The sequence below is a fragment of the Phenylobacterium terrae genome, from assembly GCF_042681205.1.
In the GTDB taxonomy this organism is placed as follows: domain Bacteria; phylum Pseudomonadota; class Alphaproteobacteria; order Caulobacterales; family Caulobacteraceae; genus Phenylobacterium; species Phenylobacterium terrae.
The window spans coordinates 2,582,912-2,603,296 of the sequence record NZ_JBHUEY010000001.1 but is presented as its reverse complement, the minus strand read 5'-3'; the positions used below and the strand labels follow the sequence as shown (position 1 = coordinate 2,603,296).

19 protein-coding genes are annotated in these 20,385 nt (G+C 72.4%); 8 read left to right on the top strand and 11 right to left on the bottom strand.

The genetic code is table 11. The annotated features are described in order from the left end of the window. Positions 1-8: 8 nt before the first annotated feature. The 10 genes from ACFSC0_RS13030 to ACFSC0_RS12985 form a co-directional block, all read right to left on the bottom strand. Positions 9-1,580 (bottom strand): Do family serine endopeptidase, encoded by a 1,572-nt coding sequence (locus ACFSC0_RS13030; RefSeq protein WP_377283726.1) that lies wholly within the window; start codon positions 1,578-1,580, stop codon positions 9-11. A 149-nt stretch (positions 1,581-1,729) separates the two neighbouring features. Continuing rightward, positions 1,730-2,167, bottom strand: a complete 438-nt coding sequence (locus ACFSC0_RS13025) for a cytochrome c-type biogenesis protein (RefSeq protein ID WP_377283727.1) — start codon at positions 2,165-2,167, stop codon at positions 1,730-1,732. Next, positions 2,164-4,137 (bottom strand): heme lyase CcmF/NrfE family subunit, encoded by a 1,974-nt coding sequence (locus ACFSC0_RS13020; protein WP_377283728.1) that lies wholly within the window; start codon positions 4,135-4,137, stop codon positions 2,164-2,166. The genes ACFSC0_RS13025 and ACFSC0_RS13020 overlap by 4 nt, the downstream gene beginning before the upstream one ends. Next, a complete protein-coding gene (gene ccmE / locus ACFSC0_RS13015; RefSeq protein WP_377283729.1) occupies positions 4,134-4,622 on the bottom strand; it encodes a cytochrome c maturation protein CcmE in 489 nt (162 codons plus the stop codon). The genes ACFSC0_RS13020 and ccmE overlap by 4 nt, the downstream gene beginning before the upstream one ends. After that, on the bottom strand, positions 4,619-5,683 hold the full coding sequence (gene ccmI / locus ACFSC0_RS13010; RefSeq protein ID WP_377283730.1) for a c-type cytochrome biogenesis protein CcmI: 1,065 nt from the start codon (positions 5,681-5,683) through the stop codon (positions 4,619-4,621). The genes ccmE and ccmI overlap by 4 nt, the downstream gene beginning before the upstream one ends. Positions 5,684-5,746: 63 nt before the next feature. Then, on the bottom strand, positions 5,747-7,087 hold the full coding sequence (locus ACFSC0_RS13005; protein ID WP_377283731.1) for a hypothetical protein: 1,341 nt from the start codon (positions 7,085-7,087) through the stop codon (positions 5,747-5,749). 78 nt (positions 7,088-7,165) lie between these two features. Beyond that, complete coding sequence (locus ACFSC0_RS13000) at positions 7,166-8,554, bottom strand: ATP-binding protein (protein ID WP_377283732.1); 1,389 nt, start codon at positions 8,552-8,554, stop codon at positions 7,166-7,168. Next, positions 8,551-9,243 (bottom strand): response regulator transcription factor, encoded by a 693-nt coding sequence (locus ACFSC0_RS12995; protein WP_377283733.1) that lies wholly within the window; start codon positions 9,241-9,243, stop codon positions 8,551-8,553. The genes ACFSC0_RS13000 and ACFSC0_RS12995 overlap by 4 nt, the downstream gene beginning before the upstream one ends. A gap of 38 nt (positions 9,244-9,281) precedes the next feature. After that, the gene (locus ACFSC0_RS12990; RefSeq protein ID WP_377283734.1) at positions 9,282-9,617 is read right to left on the bottom strand and encodes a PepSY domain-containing protein; all 336 of its coding nucleotides are present in this window, start codon (positions 9,615-9,617) and stop codon (positions 9,282-9,284) included. A 73-nt stretch (positions 9,618-9,690) separates the two neighbouring features. Continuing rightward, on the bottom strand, positions 9,691-10,644 hold the full coding sequence (locus tag ACFSC0_RS12985; RefSeq protein ID WP_377283735.1) for a DnaJ C-terminal domain-containing protein: 954 nt from the start codon (positions 10,642-10,644) through the stop codon (positions 9,691-9,693). A gap of 154 nt (positions 10,645-10,798) precedes the next feature. Between ACFSC0_RS12985 and ACFSC0_RS12980 the strand changes: the two genes are divergently transcribed. Next, positions 10,799-11,251 (top strand): DUF805 domain-containing protein, encoded by a 453-nt coding sequence (locus ACFSC0_RS12980; protein WP_377283736.1) that lies wholly within the window; start codon positions 10,799-10,801, stop codon positions 11,249-11,251. A gap of 59 nt (positions 11,252-11,310) precedes the next feature. Then, entirely contained in the window at positions 11,311-11,775 is a 465-nt protein-coding gene (locus ACFSC0_RS12975) for a DUF805 domain-containing protein (protein WP_377283737.1), read from the top strand. Here ACFSC0_RS12975 and ACFSC0_RS12970 read toward each other — a convergent pair. Next, complete coding sequence (locus tag ACFSC0_RS12970; RefSeq protein WP_377283738.1) at positions 11,772-12,236, bottom strand: YcgN family cysteine cluster protein; 465 nt, start codon at positions 12,234-12,236, stop codon at positions 11,772-11,774. The two genes, ACFSC0_RS12975 and ACFSC0_RS12970, sit on opposite strands and share 4 nt — an antisense overlap. A 50-nt stretch (positions 12,237-12,286) precedes the next feature. Here ACFSC0_RS12970 and pbpC point away from each other — a divergent pair, with 50 nt between their 5' ends. The 6 genes from pbpC to ACFSC0_RS12940 all read left to right on the top strand — a co-directional run bounded on the left by pbpC (position 12,287) and on the right by ACFSC0_RS12940 (position 20,376). Beyond that, positions 12,287-14,494 carry a multimodular transpeptidase-transglycosylase PbpC gene (gene pbpC, locus ACFSC0_RS12965; RefSeq protein ID WP_377283739.1) on the top strand — a complete coding sequence of 736 codons (2,208 nt, stop codon included), beginning with the start codon at positions 12,287-12,289 and terminating at the stop codon, positions 14,492-14,494. Positions 14,495-14,563: 69 nt separating this feature from the next. Next, the gene (locus ACFSC0_RS12960; RefSeq protein WP_377283740.1) at positions 14,564-16,375 is read left to right on the top strand and encodes an ABC-F family ATP-binding cassette domain-containing protein; all 1,812 of its coding nucleotides are present in this window, start codon (positions 14,564-14,566) and stop codon (positions 16,373-16,375) included. 578 nt (positions 16,376-16,953) lie between these two features. After that, a complete protein-coding gene (locus tag ACFSC0_RS12955) occupies positions 16,954-17,949 on the top strand; it encodes an ABC transporter substrate-binding protein (RefSeq protein WP_377283741.1) in 996 nt (331 codons plus the stop codon). Between the two features lie 293 nt (positions 17,950-18,242). Beyond that, positions 18,243-18,980 (top strand): ABC transporter ATP-binding protein, encoded by a 738-nt coding sequence (locus tag ACFSC0_RS12950; protein WP_377283742.1) that lies wholly within the window; start codon positions 18,243-18,245, stop codon positions 18,978-18,980. 5 nt (positions 18,981-18,985) lie between these two features. Next, positions 18,986-19,744, top strand: coding sequence for an ABC transporter permease (locus ACFSC0_RS12945; RefSeq protein ID WP_377283965.1), 759 nt, complete (start codon positions 18,986-18,988; stop codon positions 19,742-19,744). A gap of 35 nt (positions 19,745-19,779) precedes the next feature. Further along, entirely contained in the window at positions 19,780-20,376 is a 597-nt protein-coding gene (locus ACFSC0_RS12940) for a hypothetical protein (RefSeq protein WP_377355158.1), read from the top strand. Positions 20,377-20,385 lie beyond the last annotated feature (9 nt).

The following is a 20,385-nucleotide window of genomic DNA, read 5'->3' as shown; positions in this document are numbered from 1 at the left end:
CAGGGAGATTAGCCGGTCACCTTGAGCGGAAGGAAGAGTGTCCGTCCGTCGCGGTTGACGCCGATCAGGACGCTGGAGCGCCCGGCCTTCTTGGCGGACTCCACCTCGCCGGCCAGGTCGGCGGCGCTGGCGATCTGCTTGTTGCCGGCCCGGACGATGACGTCGCCGCGGCGCAGGCCGCGCTCGGCCGCGTCGGAGGCCTGGTCGATCGCTTCGATGACCACGCCGCGGACGTCGGCCGGGATGCTGTGGCGCTGGCGGGCGGCGGCGTCGAGCGGGCCGATGGCCATGCCCAGCACCTCCGGCCGCTGAGCCTGCGGCGGGATCGCGTTGCCCTGGCGGTTCGGCTGGTTCGGCGCGCCTTCGTTGTTGGCCGCCAGCTCGCTCTCGGTCGGGCGGACGCCGGAGCGCACCTCGACCACCCGGCGGCGGCCGTCCCGGATGACGTCGAGGCGCAGCGTGTCGCCGGCGTTGGCCTTGGCGACTTCGCGGGTGAGCTCGGAGGAGGTCTTCACCGGCCGGCCGTTGACGGAGGTGACCACGTCGCCCGGCTGCAGCCCGGCGCGCTCGGACGGGCCGCCCGGCACCAGGTCGGAGACGATGGCCCCGCGCTGATCGCCCAGGCCCTGGGCCTCGGCCATCTCGGTGGTGAAGTTCTGGATCGTCGCGCCGATGTAGCCACGGGTGATCTTGCCGCCCGAGATCAGCTGGCGGGTGATGTTGTCGGCGATCTCCGAGGGGATGGCGAAGCCGATGCCCACCGAGCCGCCGGTCGGCGAGAAGATCGCCGTGTTCACGCCGATGACCCGTCCGTAGATGTCGAAGGTCGGCCCGCCCGAGTTGCCGCGGTTGATGGGCGCGTCGATCTGGATGTAGTCGACGAACACCTCGTTCAGGTCGCGCCCGTAGGCCGAGATGATGCCGGCGGTGGCGGTGCCGCCCAGGCCGAACGGGTTGCCGACGGTGATCACCCAGTCGCCGACGCGCGGCTTGGCGGCGTTCTCGAAATTCACATAGGGGAAGTTGTTCCCCTCGACCTTGAGCACCGCCAGGTCGGTGCCCTCGTCGCGCCCGACGACAGTCGCCTTCAGCTCACGCTCGTCCTTGAGGACGACGGTGATCTCCTCGGCGTTCTCCACCACGTGGTTGTTGGTGACGATGTAACCGTCGGGACGGATGAAGAAGCCCGAGCCGGAGGATTGCTGGCGCGGCAGGCGCGGCTGGCCCTCGGGCGTGGTCCGGCCGCCGCCTTCCTCGTCCTCCTCGCCGCGCGGGACGATGTCGAAGGGGAAGTTCTCGAAGCCGGGGATGCGGCGCAGGGCGCGCGCGTCGGCGCGCGAGGTCACGTTGATCGAGACCACGGCCGGGGAGACCTTCTCGAAGATGTCGGCGAACGACATCGGCGCGCCGGGCGGCGGGGCGAAGACGTTGGATGCGGCGGACGTGCGCACCACGGAGGCCGGATTGTCGTTCGCCGCGCCCTCCGGGAGCTGTGCGCCGGCCCCCGCCACCATGGCGGCCGCCGCAATGCCGACGCCGAAGGCGGCGCCCAGGAGATAACCGGTCTTCTTCGAGGTCATAGGCCTTCCAACTTCCCTAAGGGGCGGCCGAATTTACACGCCACTCCCGTACATTACCTAGGATCGATGCATCAGGACGCAACGCCCCTTCAAGTTACGTTTAGGTCACTCTCTGCGCCGCATCGCGCCCATTCTGCGGCGCAATGGTGTCACTCGTCCGAGAGCGCCTTCAGGCGACGGGTCTCGGCTGCTGTAAGCTCCGCTTCCTGCGCCCGGTTCCGCAGGCGTGCAAGAAGCAGGCCCAGGCCGGCGATCAGCACCAGCAGAGGCGCCAGCCAGAGCGCCAGGTTGCCCATCGAAAAGGCCGGCCGCAGCAGCACGAACTCGCCGTAACGGTCGGTCAGGAAGCGCTTGATGGCCGCATCGTCCTCGCCGGCCGCGACCCGCTCGCGCACGATGCGGCGAAGGTCGGCCGCCAGCGGGGCGTCGGAGTCGTCGATGGACTCGTTCTGGCAGACCAGGCAGCGGACCTCGCGGAACAGCTCGCGGGCCCGGGCCTCCTGGGCGGGGTCGGGCAGGCGCTCGGCGGGGTCCGAGGCGGCGGCCATGCAGAGGACGGCGGCGACGATGGCCAGCAGCTTCCTCATGCCGCCGCCTCCGCCCTGCGGCCCACGCCGATCCGCAGGCGACGGTCCGACAGCGAGACGGCGCCGCCGAGCGCCATGATCGCGGGGCCGAGGAAGATCAGCAGGGCCAGCGGGTTCCAGTAGGCCCGCACCAGCCAGGTCGGCGCCCCGGCCGCCTCGCGCCGCTCGCCCAGCACCACATAGAGATGGCTCAGCCCCTCGTGGCAGATGGCCACCTCGGACGTCGTCTGGCCGCCGGGCAGGTAGAGGCGCCGCTCGGGCGTCGGACGGCAGACCTCGCGGCCGTCCTTCGTCGCCGCCAGGCGGCCGCGCTCGGCCTCGTAGTTGGGGCCCTCCACGGCCTCCACGCCCTCCAGCACGAGTTCGTAGCCGGCGACGGCGATGCGGCCGCCCGGCGAGAGGGCCTGGGCGCTCTCCGCCTTCCAGCCGGTCTCGAAGCAGGCCCCGAGCACGAAGACGCCGAGGCCGATGTGGGCCAGCGTCATGCCCCAGGCGCCCCGCGGCAGGCGCGTCAGCCGCCGCAGGGTCTCGGCGGCGGGAACCCGGAAGGCCCGCCCCCGCTCGGCGAGTTCGGCCAGCGCGCCGACGATCAGCCAGGCGCCGAGCGCCATCCCGGCCGCGCCGAACGCCTTCTTCGGCGAGGCCACGGCGAAGACGGCCAGCCCGACCAGCAGCGCCAGCCCGGCGGCGGCCCATAGCCGCTGGGCCGCGCCCAGGGCGTCGCCGCGCTTCCAGGCGAGCAGGGGACCGGCCGGCAGCAGGACGAGCAGCACCGCCATCAGCGGCGTGAAGGTCAGGTTGAAGTAGGGCGGCCCCACCGAAATGGCCTCTCCCGTCACGGCCTCCCGCATCAGCGGATAGAGGGTGCCGAGCAGGACGGTGGCCGTGGCCGCCGCCAGCAGGATGTTGTTCAGCACCAGGGCGCTCTCGCGGCTGATCGGGGCGAACACCCCGCCCGGCGTCAGGCTCGGCGCGCGCCAGGCGAAGAGGGCGAAGCCCGCGCCGGCGGTGACGCCGAGGATCAGCAGCAGCAGCACCCCGCGTTCCGGGTCCACCGCGAACGCGTGAACCGAGGTCAGCACGCCCGAGCGCACCAGGAAGGCCCCCAGCATGGAGAAGCTGTAGGCGGCCAGCGCCAGGAAGACGGTCCAGCCAGGGAGCGCGCCCCGCTTTTCGGTGACGATGGCCGAGTGCAGCAGGGCCGTGGCCACCAGCCAGGGCATGAAGGAGGCGTTCTCCACCGGATCCCAGAACCACCAGCCGCCCCAGCCGAGCTCGTAGTAGGCCCAGAAGGCGCCCAGGGTGATGCCGAGGGTCAGCAGGCTCCAGGCGGCCAGCGTCCAGGGCCGCACCCAGCGCGCCCAGGCCGCATCGACCCGGCCCTCGATCAGCGCCGCGACGGCGAAGGAGAAGACCACCGACAGGCCGACGTAGCCGGCGTAGAGGAACGGCGGGTGAAGCGCGAGCGCCGGATCCTGCAGCAGCGGGTTCAGCGAGCGGCCTTCCACCGGCGGGGCGTCCAGCCGCATGAACGGGTTGGAGGCGAAGGCGGTGTAGGCCAGGAACACCGCGCCCAGCGCCCCCTGCACCGCCAGCGCGCTCGCCTTCAGGTCGGCCGGCAGGCCGCGGCCCAGCCCCGCCACGGCCGCGCCGTAGCCGGTCAGCGCCAGGCACCACAGCAGGATCGAGCCCTCGTGGCTGCCCCAGGCGCCGGCCACCCGGTAGAGCAGCGGCTTGGCGGTGTGCGAGTTCTCCGCGACGTTGGCCACCGAGAAGTCCGAGACGACGAAGGCCCAGACCAGGGCGGCGAAGGCCACGGCGATGGACAGGAAGGCGCCCAGCGCCATCCCCTCGCCCGCCCCGCCGAGCGCCGGCGAGCGGCGCAGGCGCGCGAAGGCCAGCACGCCCGCCTGGGCTATGGACAGCGCAAGCCCGAGAGCCAGGGCGAAGGCGCCCAGTTCAACGATCATTTGGCCTCGGTCTTCTGATAGTCGGCGACGCCGCCCTCGCCGCGCCACTCGCCCTGTTCCTTCAGCGCCTTCTCGACTTCGCGGGGCATGTAGCGCTCGTCGTGCTTGGCGAGCACTTCCTTGGCCTGGAAGACGCCGGCCTGGTCGAAGGCGCCGGTGGCGACGATGCCCTGGCCCTCGCGGAACAGGTCCGGCAGGTCGCCCTGGAAGCTCACCTTGGCGCTGGCCTGCTGGTCGGCGACGACGAACTCCACCCGACCGTCCGGGTACTTCGCCACGCTGCCGGCCTGCACCAGGCCGCCGAGCTGGATCGACTGGCCGGGCTCCGGGTCGGCCGCCTCGGCCTGGGAGGGGGTGTAGAAGTAGGAGATGGAGTCGCTGAGGCCCCAGAGCGTCAGGCCGACGGCCAGCGCCAGCACCGGAGCGATGGCCGCCAGGACCGTCAGGCGGCGGCGCGCCGTCCGGGATTTGGGCAGCCAGCTCATCGCATCGCCTCCGCCGCGGCGGCCTCGTCCAGCGCCTTGAGGATCTCGGGGCGGTCGCGGAAGCGGGCCTTGGCCGAGGCCAGCGCCCGGTCGCGGGCCACCGCATCGCCGAGCACGGCGTAGGAGCGGACCAGCCGCACCCAGCCTTGCGGATCGTCGGGCGCCTGTTCGAGCCGGGCGGCCAGGCTCTCGACCATGCCGCGGATCATCGCCTGCTGGTCGGAGTCGGCGGGCGCGCCTTCAGCCTCGGCGATGATGCGGGCCAGCGCCTCGCGGCGCGGATCGGTCGCCGGCAGCTCGGCGTGGATGGCGCGCCACTGGGCCAGGCCCAGGGCCCGGTCGCCCGCATCGACCTGGCGCTTGGCCAGGAACAGTCGCGCGGTCACCGACTTGGGGTCGCGACGCAGGGCTTCCTTGAAGGCGCTTTCGGCCGGCGTGCTGACCTCGCCCCCGGCCTGCATCACCAGGGCCTCGCCGAGCGATTCCCACAGCACGGCCCGATCGGGCGCCAGCTCGATCGCCCGGCGCAGGGCCCGGGCGGCGCTGGCCGGATCGCCGGAGGCGGCCTCGGCCATAGCCAGGTACTGCAGCGCCTGGGGATCCTTCGGCCGCTCGGCGACCATGCCGCGCAGGACGGCGGCCATCTCGTCCGGCTGCAGGGTCTCGGGGCCGGCGGCGCGCCAGGCGGCGATGCGGGCGGCGATGGGTTGGTCGGGGAAGCCCGGCGCGCCCACAGCCAGGTAGATCCCCAGCGCGAGCAGCGGGCCGAGCGCGGCCGCGGCCAGCAGCACGCCCTGGCGCGGCGGCCCGGCGGTCCAGGTCCGCGCGCCCTTGTCGGCGGCGGCGAGCAGCCGGCGGCCGGCCTCGGCGTAGGCGCTCTTGCGCTCCGGCTCGGCCAGCACGCCGCGGGCCGCCAGATCGTCGATCTCGGCCAGCTGGCGGCGATAGACGGCCAGCGTCGGATCCTGCGGCGTCGCAACGGCCGCCGCCTTCGCCCGATGGAGGATGAGCACCGCCGCAGCCGCGGCCAGGAGGCCGGCTGCGAACCAAAACCCGATCATGCGGGCGCGTTTAGCCGAAAGCCGCCCCGCGCGCGAGGACGAGATGGCCGCATTTGATGCAGGTCAAATCGCGCCGGCGCGGCGGCGGACGACCTGGGCGGCCTTGGGATCGTGGATCAGCCCGGCGAAGTCGGCGGCGACCTCGAGGTAGGCGCGGGCGGCCGGCTCGCTCTCCACCTCGCCGTGGCGGAGGCGGTCCAGCAGGTCCTCGACGTAGTTGTCCACCGTCTCGCCCAGCGCCTCCAGCATCTTGGTCCGGCTGGAGGCGAAGCCGCCGGCTCCGGCGCAGCCGCGGATGTCGCTGGCGAACTGCAGCAAGGTCATCGCCTGGGCGACGGCCGCCGCTTCCGGCGGCTGGGCCACCTTGGGGACGGCCCTCAGTCGCCGGGCGACGCGTTCCTGGCGGGTCGGCAGGGCGGCGCCGACGGCCCGCTCCAGTTCGCGCAGCCGCCCCTCGACGGCGGCGGCCAGGGCGGCCCTCTGCTGGGCCACGCGGCGGCCCCAGCCCCCCTCGCGATCCAGGCGCATGGCCGCCTCGATCTCGCCGATCTGCTCGGTGATCCGTTCCACGACCTGGGCCGCGGCGCGGCCGGCCTCGCGGCCCCCGTCGCGGTCCAGGGCGCACACGCGCCCAAGCTCGGCCTCGACGAGGTCCATCAGCCGAAGGGCGAAGACCGCCGACTCCGAGGCGGCGAAGTAGTGCTCGTCGGGCTTGTCCATGACCGCCGAGATGATCCGCAGCACCTGCCAGGGATGGGCCAGCTGGGCGGCGAGCATCTCGAAGAACAGCGGCCCGGCGTCGGTGCGGATGGCCGCGGCGTCCTTGAAGGCCACGCGCGCCTGGGCGGTCTCGTCGCGGCCCATCCGGGTGATCCAGTCCGGCAGCCGCTGGCAGGCGAGCCGGACGACCGGGGCGATGTCGAGGCAGCCGGCCAGCAGCTCGGCGCCGTTCTCACGCGACTTGGCCGCGGCCTCGGCGGCGGCGGCGAACTCTCGGCCCTCGCGCTCGCGCACCCCGGCGGCGGCGACGCGGGTCAGCCGGTCGAAGGCCTCGCGGGATTCCTCGCAGCCGGCCAGCTCGCGCAGGATTCCGCGGGCGTCGGCGACCTCCTCCGGGGCGGCGCGCTTGAGGCCCCGCCAGATGAGGCCGAGCACGGGCTTGGGGAACTGGATGCGGTCGGCGGCGGCGCCGTCGCCGACGCACATGGGCGCGATCGGGGCCAGCACGCTGTTGCGCACCCGACGGTCGTCGGCCTCGAGATCCACCAGCTGGCGGACGCTGGCCAGGGCATCGTCGCCGCCGGCCTGGGCGAGTGCGGCCTGCAGCCGGCCCACGACCGGGTCCGGCGCCTGCTCCACCAGGGCGCGGACGATCTGGATCTTGTCCTCTGAAAGGGCGGCCATCGATGCTCCACACGCGAGGATCGCGCGGCGCGGCCAATCTGCCGCCTGGCCGGTTAAGGGTTTCCAAACCCTAAGTTTTCACGCTTCCGCCCGGGGCAGGACCAGCTCCACCTTCAGCCCGCCGAGGGCGGCGTCGGACAGGGTCAGCGAGCCGCCGTAGGCGCGCGCCAGCTCCTCCATGATCGACAGGCCGAGGCCGGAGCCGGGCGCGCTCTCGTCGAGGCGGGTCCCCCGACGCGTGACCTGTTCGCGCCGGTCCGGCGGCAGGCCGGGGCCATCGTCCTCGACAGTCAGCCGCAGCCGCTCGGCCGTGGTCGGTTCGGCCCGCACACGCACCCGCGATCGGCCCCATTTGCAGGCGTTCTCCATGGCGTTGCCGGCCAGCTCCAGAAGGTCCTGCCGCTCGCCGAGGAAGAACAGGTCCTCGTCGGCGTCCCAGTCGATGTCGATGCCCTTGTCCTCGTGGATGCGGCCGAGCGTGCGGGCCAGCTCGTCGAGGACGCTGGCGACCGACGTGCGCTCGCCGGAGCCCTGGGTGCGGGCCGCGGCCCGGGCCCGGCGCAGGTGGTGGTCGACCTGCTGGCGCATGGCCTCGGCCTGGCGCGAGACGACCTCGGCCAGCGGCCCTGGGCGCTGGGCGGACTCGGTCAGCATCACCGACAGCGGCGTCTTCAGGGCGTGGGCCAGGTTGCCGACGTGGGTGCGCTGGCGCTCCACGACCTCCTGGTTGTGGGCCATCAGGGCGTTGAGCTCGTCGGCGAGCGGCTTCAGCTCCACCGGGTAGGTCCCCGCCAGCCGCTCGGCCTTGCCGCGGCGCACGGCGGCGATCTCGCGGCGCAGGGTGAAGAGCGGGCGAAGGCCGACCCGCACCTGCACCACCACCGCCACCGCCATGGTCAGGGCCAGCAGCAGGAAGAAGCCCGCCGTCGCGACCGCGAAGCTGCGCACCTCCCGGTCGATCGGGCTGCGGTCCTCGGCGGTCATGAAGATGACCGGCAGTTCCCGTCCGGGCAGAGTCGCCTGCGAGGCCATGGCCCGCAGGGGCACCCCGAGCGGATCGCGGGTGTCGTAGGACACCGGCTCGCCGGGTTTCGCCTGCAGGCGCGCGACGAGATCGGCCGGGGCGCGCAGCTCGGAGTCCCACAGCGAGCGCGAGCGGACGAGCGTGCTCCAGCGCCCTTCGGGCGTGGGCTCGGCGAGCTGCCAGTAGCGGCCGGAATAGGCCCGCAGCGCCCGCTCGTCGGTGAGGGCCGGGGCTAGCACCTCGCCCTGCGGGCCGATGGTGGTGCCGGAGACGAGATTGTCGATCCGCTCCAGCAGGCCCGCGTCGAGGGTGCGCAGCGCCGCCTGCTGGAACAGCATGGCCAGGACCAGCGCCGAGACCAGCAACCCCGCCAGGCTCCAGCCGGCGGCCAGCAGGACCAGCCGGCGGGCCAGCGAGGGGCGGCGCAGGGCCTCCAGCCTCACGTGCTTGCGGCCTCGCTCCCCAGCTCGCTCTCGGGGGCGGTCAGGCGGTAGCCGAGGCCGCGGACCGTCTCGATCCGTTCAGGGCCGATCTTCTTGCGGACCCGGCCGATGAACACCTCGATGGTGTTGGAGTCGCGGTCGAAGTCCTGGTCGTAGAGGTGCTCGACGAGTTCGGAGCGGCTGATCACCCGGCCCTGGTGCATCATCAGGTAGTGCAGCAGGCGGTATTCCAGCGAGGTGAGCCGCAGCGGCTCGCCGTTCACCGAGGCCCTCGCCGCGCGCGGGTCGAGCCGCAGGCCGCCGCAGGAGAGGCTCGGCGCGGCGTGGCCGGCCGAGCGGCGCAGCAGCGCGCGCAACCGGGCCAGCAGCTCCTCGGTGTGGAAGGGCTTGGTCAGGTAGTCGTCGGCGCCGGCGTCGAAGCCGGCCACCTTCTCGCTCCAGGCCCCGCGGGCGGTGAGGATCAGCACCGGCGCGCCCATGTTCTCGCGCCGCCAGCGCTCGAGCACCGAGACCCCGTCCACCTTGGGCAGGCCCAGGTCGAGGATGATGGCGTCGTACGGCTCGGTCTCGCCGAGGAACTGGGCCTCCTCCCCGTCCGGAGCGTGGTCGACCGCATAGCCGGCGTCCGCCAGCGCCAGCTTCAGCTGACGCGACAGGTCCGGATCGTCTTCGACAAGCAGGATACGCATGGAGATAGCCCGTCCTTATCGCCCGCCCAAACTCACTCTTAGCCGCCCTGGCGCGCCAGCATGGCGCCGCTTTCGGCGTCGACAATGAAGATCACCACCCGTCCGTCAGGCATCTGCCACTGGACGAAGTAGGCGGGCCGCCCGCCGTAGTCGCCCTGGGTGGTGTTGAGGTGCCGCCCGGGCGTGCGCTGGGCGATCATGGCCAGAACGCGCGACAGCGGCGCCTGGCGACCCTGGCGCACGGCGTCGCGGGCATGGTCCTGGTCGCGGCCGCCGGCGCCCAGCGCGGGCCGGTCGTCATCGCGCCACGGCTGGGCGTGGACCGCCGGGGCGGCCGCCAGCAGGATCGCGGCGATGGCGAGGAAGCGTTTCATGGGTGCGAGATGTAGCCCTCCCGGACTGAACCCAGTCTGAATACCGGGTTTAGGGAATGGCTACGCCGGCCGGTCACGTGCGCCGCTTGGGCGTATAGGGCCGCTCCTTGCGCCAGGCGGCCGCGAACTTCTCCAGCTGACTGTCCGGCCGCTCCGGCAGGGTCACCACCAGCCGCGCCAGCAGGTCCCCGCGCCGGCCGCGCACGTCCGGCATGCCGCGGCCCTTCAGGCGCAGCACCTGGCCGGTGTTGGCGGCCTTCGGGATCGTCAGGGTGACCGCCCCGTCCGGCGTCGGCGCCTGCACCTTTCCGCCCAGCACCGCATCGTAGACGGTGACCGGCAGGTCCATGAGAAGGTTGTCGCCCTCGCGCCGGTAGGTCGGGTGCGGCCGCACCACGAGCTCGATGAAGGCGTCCCCCGGGCCGCCCTTGCCGGGGGCGCCCTGGTCCTTCAGCCGCAGGGTCTGGCCGTCGCTCGCCCCCTTGGGGATGGCGACCTCGATGGTGCGCCCGTCGGTGAAGGCGATGCGCTTCTTGGCGCCCTGGATGGCCTCCTCCAGATCGATCTCCAGCCGGGCGCGCACGTCGGCGCCGCGCTGCGGGCCGAAGCCGCCGAACCCTCCGAAGCCGCCGCCGGGGCCCGCGCCGCCGCGCGCCCCGCCGCCGCCGCGGCCGAACACCTCGCCCAGGATGTCGGAGAGGTCGATGTTCTCGAACTCGGTGCGGAAGCCGCCGGGACCGCCCCCGCCGTACCCGCCGCCGCCGAAGGGGCCGCCGCCGCCGCCGAAGCCGCGCATCGTCTCGCGCCCGTCGGCGTCGATCTCGCCGGCGTCGAACTTGCGCCGCTTCTCGGGATCGCCCAGCACGTCGAAGGCCGCGCTCACCCGCTTGAACTTCTCCTCCGAGGCCTTGTCGCCCGGGTTGGCGTCGGGGTGGTGCTTCTTGGCCAGCGTGCGGAACGCCTTGCGGATCTCCTCGGCGCTCGCGCCGCGGGAGACGCCCAGCTCCTGATAGGGATCACGCGCCAAAGAAGTCCTCATTCGGAAAATCCACTCTCGGCTCGCGCCGAGAGATTGGATTTACCGCACCGCCGCGCAAGGGCGACTGTTGCAAATCCGCCACATTCCATCTGTTCTTGCATTGTTCCCGACGCGCCAGCAAGATGCACGCAGGGGGTGCGCAATGGACCTGAAACAGCTGCTGCTTTCGCCGTCGGGCCGGATCGGGCGAAAGCGCTTTTGGATCGGCCTCGTCGCCGTATTCGTCATCAGCTTCGTGGCGTCCTTCGTGCTGACGATCGGCGTCAGCATCGTTCGAGGCGAGAAGTCTTCGGCCCTCGTCACACCGCTCGTCCAACTGGCGCTGATCTATCCGTCGGTTTGCATCACGGCCAAGCGCCTGCACGACCTGGGCCGCAGCGGCTGGTGGCAGGCGCCGGTGTACGCCCTCTGGATCGGAGGCGTCGGCCTCTCGACCGTCGGCGTCCCCGGTCTCGGCGGGCTCGCGATGATCGTCGCCCTGCTCGGGGGCCTGGCGCTGTCGATCTTCACCGGGTTCGTGGCCGGAAGCGCCCAGCCGAACCGCTTCGGCCCACCCGAGGGCGCGACGAGCGGCGCAGCCGATGTCTTCGCCTAAGGGCGCGGCCTTGTCCGCATTGCGCGTCGCGGCCGCGGCGGAGCACCGATGTGGCGGCCATGACGCCTTTCGTTAGAGCCTACTTCCGGATCGATGGCCGAATAGGCCGCGGCCACTACTGGCTTGGCTGGCTTCTCGTGCTCGGCCTGAGTTGGACGGCCGAGCTCTTGCCCGCCGACTGGGGCGACGTGGCGCGGACTGTGCTGAACCTCCTGCTTCTCTTCCCGCAGGTCTGCATGCTGGCGCAGCGCCTGCACGACGTCGGGCGCAGCGGGTGGTGGCAGCTTGCGCCGATGGGCGGAGCCCTTGGCCTGGCGATCCTCTGGATGATCGGCGCCGCAGCCCTGGGCGTGGACGGAGAGGCCAGGAACGCGTGGGGCGCCGCGCTGGCGATCCTCCTGGTCGTCGGCGTGATCGGCTTCTACATCTGGCTCGGCCTGGCCAAGGGCGAGCCCGAGGCCAACGCCTGGGGACCGCCGCCCGGCGCCCGCAGCCCGGCCGAGGACGCCGACGTCTTCGCCTAGTCCTCGCCCCGCTCGGCCACCAGATCCCAGGCGGCGAAGTCCAGCGCGTCTTCCGGATCGTCCAGGCTGTCCTCGCTGATCGTCTGGCCGCGCACGGAGACGCCGGCCGCGTGCACGCTCTCCGGATCGCCGCTGACCAGCGGGTGCCAATCGGCCAGGCCCCGGCCCTCGTGGATGCGGCGGTAGGCGCAGCTCTTGGGCATCCACTCCAGGGCGTCGATGTTGTGCGGCGTCAGCTTGATGCAGTCGGGCACGTGCTTCTTGCGATTGCCGTAGTCCTTGCAGGCGCAGCGGTCGGGATCGAACAGCCGGCAATGGACGCGGGTGGGGATGACCTCGCCCGTGTCCTCGTCCTCGAACCTGACCAGGCAGCACAGCCCGCAGCCGTCGCACAGGCTCTCCCACTCGGCCACGGTCATCTCGGCGAGGCGTTTTGTCTCCCAGAAAGGTCTCGTCGGCATGCTGCGGGCGTCCTAAACCGAATGTGGGGCTCCCGCCATCGGATCGGAACGTGACCGACGAAACGCCACACACGGCCGAAACGCCTGAGGACGCGCCGCTGGAAGCGGGCGAGACCTATCGGGCCGACCTGAAGGCCAGGGCCAGGAAGCCGCGCCGCTGGCTCAAGTGGGTGTGGCTGTCGCTGCTGGCCGTCTGCATCGTGACCGCGGTGGCGGCGACCAGCGGCTGGATCTACGTCAAGCAGACCTACCTGGCCGGCCTGCCCGAGATCCCGGACAAGGAAGAGCTCTACAAGTCCAAGCGCGCACCCGGCATCCGCTTCCTGGACCGCCGCGGCCAGCTGATCGCCGAGCGGGGGCCCAGATTCGGCGACCGCGTGGCCCTGAACCAGCTGCCCGACCACGTGGTGAAGGCCTTCCTCGCCGCCGAGGACGAGCGGTTCTACGAGCACGGCGCGCTGGACTACCAGGGCCTGGCGCGGGCGGCCTGGGTGAACTGGCGCGCGGGCCGCGTCGTGCAGGGCGGCTCGACGCTCACCCAGCAGCTGGTCAAGGACCTGTTCCTGACCCCCGAGCGCAGCCTGAAGCGGAAGATCCAGGAGGCGGCGATCGCCTACCGGCTCGAGGAGAAGCTGACCAAGAACGAGATCCTCGAGCTCTACCTCAACCGGCTGTTCTTCGGCGCCAACACCTACGGCGTCGACGGCGCAGCCCGGACCTATTTCGGCAAACCCGCCAGCCAGTTGACCCTCGGCGAGGCGGCGCTGCTGGCCTCGCTGCCCAAGGCGCCGTCGCGGCTCGCGCTCAACAAGGACATGAGCGGGGCGATGGCCCGCGGGCGGCTGATCCTGGCCTCCATGGCCAGGTCCGGCTGGATCACCCCGGAGCAGGCCCGCGAGGCCCTGGCCGAGCCGCCGAAGCTGGCCGACCGGTCCGGCGGCGAGGGCGATTTCGGCTATGTCCTGGACTACGCGACCGCCGAGGCCGTGCGGCTGGTCGGCGACGACGCCCCCAGCCTGATCGTGCGCCTGTCCATCGACCCGGACATGCAGAAGACCGCCGCCGAGACCCTGCGTGAGGTCGTCGAGGCGCAGGGCCGCGGGCGCGGGGCCACGCAGGGCGCGCTGGTGGCGCTGGCCAACGACGGCGCGATCCGCGCCATGGTCGGCGGCCTCGACTACGGCGACAGCTCGTTCAACCGGGCGCTCCAGGCCAAGCGGCAGCCGGGCTCGACCTTCAAGGCCTTCGTCTTCGCCGCGGCGCTGGAAGCCGGCGCCATGCCGACCGACGTCAAGCTCGACGAGGCGATCAAGATCGGCGACTGGAACCCCGGCAACTACGGCGGCGGCTACGCCGGTCCGGTGACGCTGGAGACCGCCCTCGCCAAGTCGATCAACACCGTTGCGGTGCAGCTGGCCCAGGAGACCGGGCCGGACTCGGTGGCCGTGCTCTCCCGCCGCTTCGGCCTGAACAGCATTCCGGACCATCCGAACCTGTCGGTCGCCCTGGGCGCCTACGAAGTCACCCTGCTGGAGCTGACCAGCGGCTTTTCGGTGTTCGCCAAGGGCGGCTACCGCACCCAACCCTACCTGATCGAGGAGATCACCTCGCCGCTCGGCCAGCAGCTCTACATGCGCGCGCCGAGCGCCCCAGCCTACGCCTACGACTCCGCCCGCGCCGGCCAGATGGTGCGGATGCTGAAAAAGGTGGTGACCGGCGGCACCGGCACGCGGGCCGGCTTCGACTGGCCGGCGGCGGGCAAGACGGGCACCAGCCAGGACTGGCGCGACGCCTGGTTCATCGGCTTCACCCCCGAACTGACCGCCGGCGTCTGGCTGGGCGACGACGGCGGCAAGCCGATGCGGCAGGTCACCGGCGGCGAGCTGCCGGCCGAGATCTGGCGCCGCTTCATGATCGCCGCCCACCAGGGCATGTCCCCGCGCGACTTCGACTGGCTGGGCGCCGAGCCCCTGCCCGAGGTCGTCACGGCCGAGCGCAACGCGTTCTACGAGATGCTGTCCGCCGAGTTCAGCCGGGCCGCCGCCGTCGCCGAGCCGGAGGCGGCGCTGGCCGAGGACGAGGCGCTGAGGGTCGATCCGGTCTCCGTCGAGGCCTTCCCTTCCTCCCAGGGGAGGGTGGACGCGAGCGAAGCGAAGCGGGCGGGTGGGGGAGTCTCGAGCCGTGCGCCCGCGGGTCGGCCGGCGCCCCGCCCGTCCGACACTCCCCCACCCGGTCCCTTCGGGACCCCGCTCCCCTGACGGAGGAGGGAAGGCGCGCCGGGCTGAAGCCTTCCCCTTTGCCGCCGCCCCCTCTATGTCCACGCCCCGATGCGCGCGCCCCCGCCCCTGTTGGCCCTGAAGGACGTCCGCCTGGCCGACGGCCCGGTGATGCTGTTCGACGGCGTCGACCTGGCGCTCGAGCCGCGGGTGCGCGCCTGCCTGGTGGGGCGCAACGGGGCGGGCAAGTCGACGCTTCTGCGGATCATCGCCGGCCAGGCCGAGGCCGACGACGGCGAGCGGACCATCACGCCCGGCACGCGCATCGCCTTCGTGCCGCAGGAGCCGCAGATCGCCGGCCCCACCCTGCTCGACCACGCGGTCTCGGGCGGCGCCCAATCCTACGAGGCCGAAGCGGCGCTGCAGGCTTTCGGCGCCGATCCGGCCAAGCTCGCACAGGGCCTCTCGGGCGGCGAGATCCGCCGCGCGGCGCTGGCCAAGGCGTTCGCCGAGGACCCGGACGTCCTGCTGCTGGACGAGCCCACCAACCACCTCGACATCCTGGCCATCACCACCCTGGAGGAGATGATCGCCGCCAGCCGGGCCGCGATCCTGATCGTCAGCCACGACCGCGCCTTCCTGGAGCGGGTGACCGGCCGCTGCTTCTGGCTCGCCCACCGCAAGGTCCGGCGGCTCGACGCGGGGTTCTCCAAGTTCGATGACTGGCAGGACCGCATCCTGGCCGCCGAGGCCGAGGAGGCCCGCCGCCTCGACAAGATGCTGGAGCGCGAGCAGCACTGGCTGGAGCGGGGCGTCACCGCCCGCCGGGCCCGCAACGAAGGCCGCCGACGCCGCCTGATGGCGCTGCGCCAGACCAAGGCCGAGCGGCTGCGCGAGATGGGCGGTCAGCTGTCCATGGGTCTGGCCTCGTCCGGGGTCGCCGGCCAGCGTGTGGTCGAGGCCAAGAACATCGCCAAGGCCTTCGGCGCGCGGACGATCCTGAAGAACTTCTCGACCCGCATCATCCGCGGCGACCGGGTGGCGATCGTGGGACCCAACGGGGTCGGCAAGACCACCCTTCTGAAGATCCTGCTGGGCGAGCTTGCGCCCGACGCCGGCGAGGTGACCCTCGGGACCAACCTGGAGGTCGCCTACATCGACCAGGCCCGCGCCGACCTGAAGCCGGACATGAGCCTGAAGGACGCCCTGGCCCCGGAAGGGGGCGATCAGGTGATGGTCCGCGGCCGGCCCAAGCACGTCGCCGCCTACGCCAAGGAGTTCCTGTTCACCGACGCCCAGATGCGCCAGCCGGTGCGCAGCCTGTCCGGCGGGGAACGCAACCGCCTGCTGCTGGCCCGGGCGCTGGCCAAGCCCGCCAACCTGATGGTGCTGGACGAGCCGACCAACGACCTCGACATGGACACCCTCGAGCTGCTCGAGGATCTCCTGGCCGACTACGAGGGCACCCTGATCCTGGTCAGCCACGACCGCGACTTCATCGACCGGCTGGCCACCTCCACCATCGGCCTCGACGGCAGGGGCCGCGCGGTGGAGACGCCCGGCGGCTGGACCGACTTCATCTCCCAGAACCCCGGCTTCTTCGAAGCCGCCGCCCAGCGGCCGGCGGCGGCCAGGGCCGCGCCCGCGCCGAAGCGGGCCGCCCCGCCCCCGTCGCGGCCGGCCAAGCTGTCCTACAAGGAGCAGCGGCGGCTGGCGGAGCTGGACGCCCTGGTCCACGAGCTGCCCGGCAAGATCGCCCTGCTGGAAGGCCAGCTCGCCGATCCGGAGCTCTACGCCCGCGACCCGGCCGCCTTCGAGCGGTTCGGCAAGGCGCTGGAGGCCGCCCGCGCCCAACTGGCCGCCGCCGAGGAGGAATGGCTGGTCCTGGAAGAGCGCCGCGAAGCCCTGGAAACCGGCGGCTGAGCAAATCTGTGGATAACGCGGGTCGCTGAATCCGTTAAACTTTTTTGACGGAATTAACCAAGTATCCACAATTGGTTAACCGCCCGGCGGCGACCTGCTCACACAGAGGTGATTCGGGCCTATTGCGGAGAACAGCGTTCGAGCGCAAGCTCCATCTTGCCAGAAGGAACTGCGCCCCAGGCAGACCGGAAAACCCGAGACAGGCGACTGTCGAAGGAGTGCCGGAAACCCGAAGACGCAGGACCGAGCCGAGGCGAAGCGGGAGGCCCGTCCGGGGTGAAAGCCCCTTAAGGACAAACCGCAGAACCAAAGGCTTCGGAACGATCTGACGAAGCTCAGGGACCAGGGCGACCCGGGACCTGAAGGACGAAAAGATCGGCGGCGGCGACGGAAACCTGCGGGGAAGCCCGCCAATCGAAGTCGCAGCTGTTTCTTCCGGCGCAGATCCCCTCAAAAGGATCTGGAGGAGGGCGACGCACCGGGTGACCGGGGCGCCGCCCTCTTGCTCTTTGGGGCCCCTCTTGCGCTTTGAGGCGACGCCCTTAAGGCTCCGCCGGGTGCAAAGTCCCGGGGGCCGCATGAAGATCATCCGCAATCTCGCTCTCGCCCTGGCGGCGCTGGTCTGCGCCTGCTCGCCGGCCCAGCAGGAGGCCGAGGCGCCCAAGGCCGCCGAGGGCCAGACCCCGATCCGCTTCGCCACCGACTGGCGGGCCCAGGCCGAGCACGGCGGCTTCTACCAGGCGGTGGCGACCGGCGAGTACGCCAAGCGGGGCCTGGACGTGCGCATCGTCCAGGGCGGCCCGGGCGTGAACGTGCCCCAGCTGCTGGCCGCCGGTCAGGTCGACCTGGGCATGGGCTCCAACAGCTTCATCGTCCTCAACCTGGCCAAGGAGGACGTGCCGGTGAAGGCCGTCGCCGCCTTCATGCAGAAGGACCCGCAGGTGCTGATCGCCCACGAGGGCACGGGCGTGAACAGCATCGCCGACCTGAAGGGCCGGCCGATCCTTCTCTCAGACGCCTCGATCAACGCCTTCTGGGTGTGGCTCAAGGCCAAGTACGGCTTCACCGACGACCAGGTGCGCAAGTACGCCTTCAGCCCCGCCCCCTTCCTGGCCGACAAGCGGGTGGCCCAGCAGGGCTACGTCACCTCCGAGCCCTACACCCTGCAGAAGGAAGGCGGGATCAACCCCAAGGTCATGCTCCTCGCCGACGAGGGCTACCCCAGCTACGCGACCATGGTGCTGGCCACCGACAAGCTGATCGCCGACAACCCGCAGGCCGTGAAGGCCTTCGTCGAGGCCAGCGCGGCCGGCTGGCGCTCCTACCTCTACGGCGATCCGGCGCCCGGGAACGCCCTGATCCTGAAGGACAATCCGGAGATGACCCAGGACATCCTGGACCAGGCCCGCGAGAAGCTGAAGAGCTACGGCATCGTCGACGGCGGCGACCAGGCCGCCATCGGCCGGATGAGCGACGAGCGCTGGGCCGAGTTCTTCAACATGGCCGCCAAGGAAGGCGTCTATCCGCCCGACTTGGACTACAGGAAGGCCTACACGCTGCAGTTCGCGCCGTAGGTTACTGTGCGAAAGTCCGCTCCCCTCTTTCCTCTCCCGTTCATGGGAGAGGGGGACCATGCGCCGAGCGCAGCGAAGAGCGTATGGTGGAGAGGGCAAGCCCCACGCGCGGCGCTGTGGACCGCTCCAACCTGCACCTTCCGATCCGCTCGCGCAGGCGGCTGGCCCTCTCCACCCTCCGCTCTTCAGCCGGCCTGCGCCGGCTTCGGCGGGCGGTCCCCCTCTCCCATGAATGGGAGAGGAAGGGGACGGAGTAGTCGCTCCCCCTCCCCCGCCCCTCGAGGGAGGAAAGGATGATCGCAGAGCTCGACGAGGTGGAGGTCTCTTACGGCGGGCGCGCCGCGCTCGGACCGTTCAGCCTGTCGCTGGCGGCGGGCGAGATCGTCGCGCTGGTGGGTCCCTCCGGCTGCGGCAAGTCCACGGCGCTGAGGCTGCTGGCCGGGCTCGAGGCGCCGCAGCGGGGCGAAGTCCGCCGCGACGCGGCGCCGGGCGAGACGGCGGTGGTGTTCCAGGCGCCCACCCTCGCCCCCTGGCTGAGCGCCGCGGCCAACGTCGCCCTGCCGCTGGAACTGTCCGGCCTTACCCGGCGCGAGGCGCGGGAGCGGGCCGCCAGCGCCCTGGCGCGGGTGGGGCTCGCCGGCCGTGAGGCGGCCCGGCCGGCCCAGCTCTCCGGCGGGATGGCGATGCGGGTCTCGCTGGCCCGGGCGCTGGTCACCTCGCCCCGGCTGCTGCTGCTCGACGAGCCCTTCGCGGCTCTCGACGAGATCACCCGCCGGGCGCTGGCCGACGACGTCCTGGCCCTCTGGCGCGAAGCCGGTCCGGCCACCGTCTTCGTGACCCACAATGTCGAGGAGGCGGTCTACATGGCCTCGCGCGTGGTGGTGATGAGCCCCGGCCCCGGCCGCACGCTGGCCGACGTGGCCAGCCCCGCCGCCCTGCCCCGCCCGCCGGGATTCCGCACCACCCCGGAGTTCCGCGAGAGCGTCGAGCAGGTCTCAGCCGCCCTTGCGCAAGGGATGGCCGCGGCATGAGACGCCTGGCCGCCGCCCTCGCGCCCATCGTGCTGATCGCCGCCCTGCTGGGCGCCTGGGAGATCGCCTGCCGCGCCCTCTCCGTGCCCTCCTATGTGCTGCCGCCGCCCAGCGCCGTGGGCGAGGCCCTCGCGGCCGACTGGAAGGGCCTCTTGGCCTCGGCCTGGAACACCCTGGCCATGGCGCTGCAGGCGCTGGTGGTCGCCAGCCTGGCCGCCCAGCTCGCCGCGCTCGGGGCCGCCCTCAGCCCGACGGTGCACCGCGCCCTGCGGCCGCTGGCGGTGGCGCTGCAGGTGACGCCGGTCATCGCCATCGCCCCGCTGGTCAACATCTGGGCCGGCATCGACCATCCCGAGCGGGCCATCGTGGCGCTGGCGGCTGTGGTGGCCTTCTTCCCGATCTTCTCCGGCGCGGTGACGGGCCTGCGGTCGGCCGACCCGGACCTGGAGCGGCTGTTCGACCTCTATGGCGCCGGCCGCGGCGCGCGACTCCTGCGGCTTCGGCTGCCGTCGGCCCTGCCCTTCCTGCTGGAGGGCCACAAGGTGGCCGCGGGCCTGGCGATCGTGGGCGCGGTGGTGGCCGAGTTCGTCGCCGGCTCCGGCTCGGCCCAGGGGCTGGCCTGGCGGATCCTCGACGCCAGCCACCGGCTGCAGACCGCGCGGATGCTGGCGGCGCTGTTGGCCCTCGGCCTGCTCGGCGCGGCGCTCTACGCCCTCTTCGAGGCGCTGGAGCGGGCCGGCCTGAAGTGGTGGCGCGGGCGTTAGGTCAAGGTTAAGTCGGGTGCGGCACAGTCGCGGCCATGCGACTTGCCCTCGCCTTCGTCGTGCTCGCCTGCGCGGGTTCCGCGGCCGCCGAACCGGTGCAGGACCGCTATGGGCCGCCGCGCAAGGCGACCGCCCCGCAGGCGCGCCCCTACGAGGGCCGGCTGCTCGGCTGGGCCGGCAAGGCCGCCCCGCAGGCGCCCCAGCCCGCCCCCGCCCAGCTCGCCGCCCGTCCCGAGCCTCAACGGCTCGCCCGTGAGTTCCGCGCCGCCGCGCCGGCGCCGGCCCCCGTCGCGGCGGCCGCGCCGCAACCGCCCCCCGTGCCCGCCGGCGCCATGGCCGACTGGTCCGCCGACCCGCTGCCGCAGAGCCTCTACGACACGCCCGCGACGGCTCCGCCGCCGCCCGCCCCGCGCCTGGCCCAGGCCCCGCCCCCGCCGGAACCCCGCCAGCAGGGCGCCGCGCCCAGCCGGCTCTATTCGCTCCACCGGGAATACGGCATGGCGCCCGACGTCGTGCCGGCCACCCCGTCGCGGACCAGCTACGTGCTGATCGGCCCGCCCGACGCGCCCGCCGAGGCCGAGACGGACGAGGCCCCGGCCCGCAAGCCCGCCGTCGACGCCCGCCTGTTCTGAGACGACCCG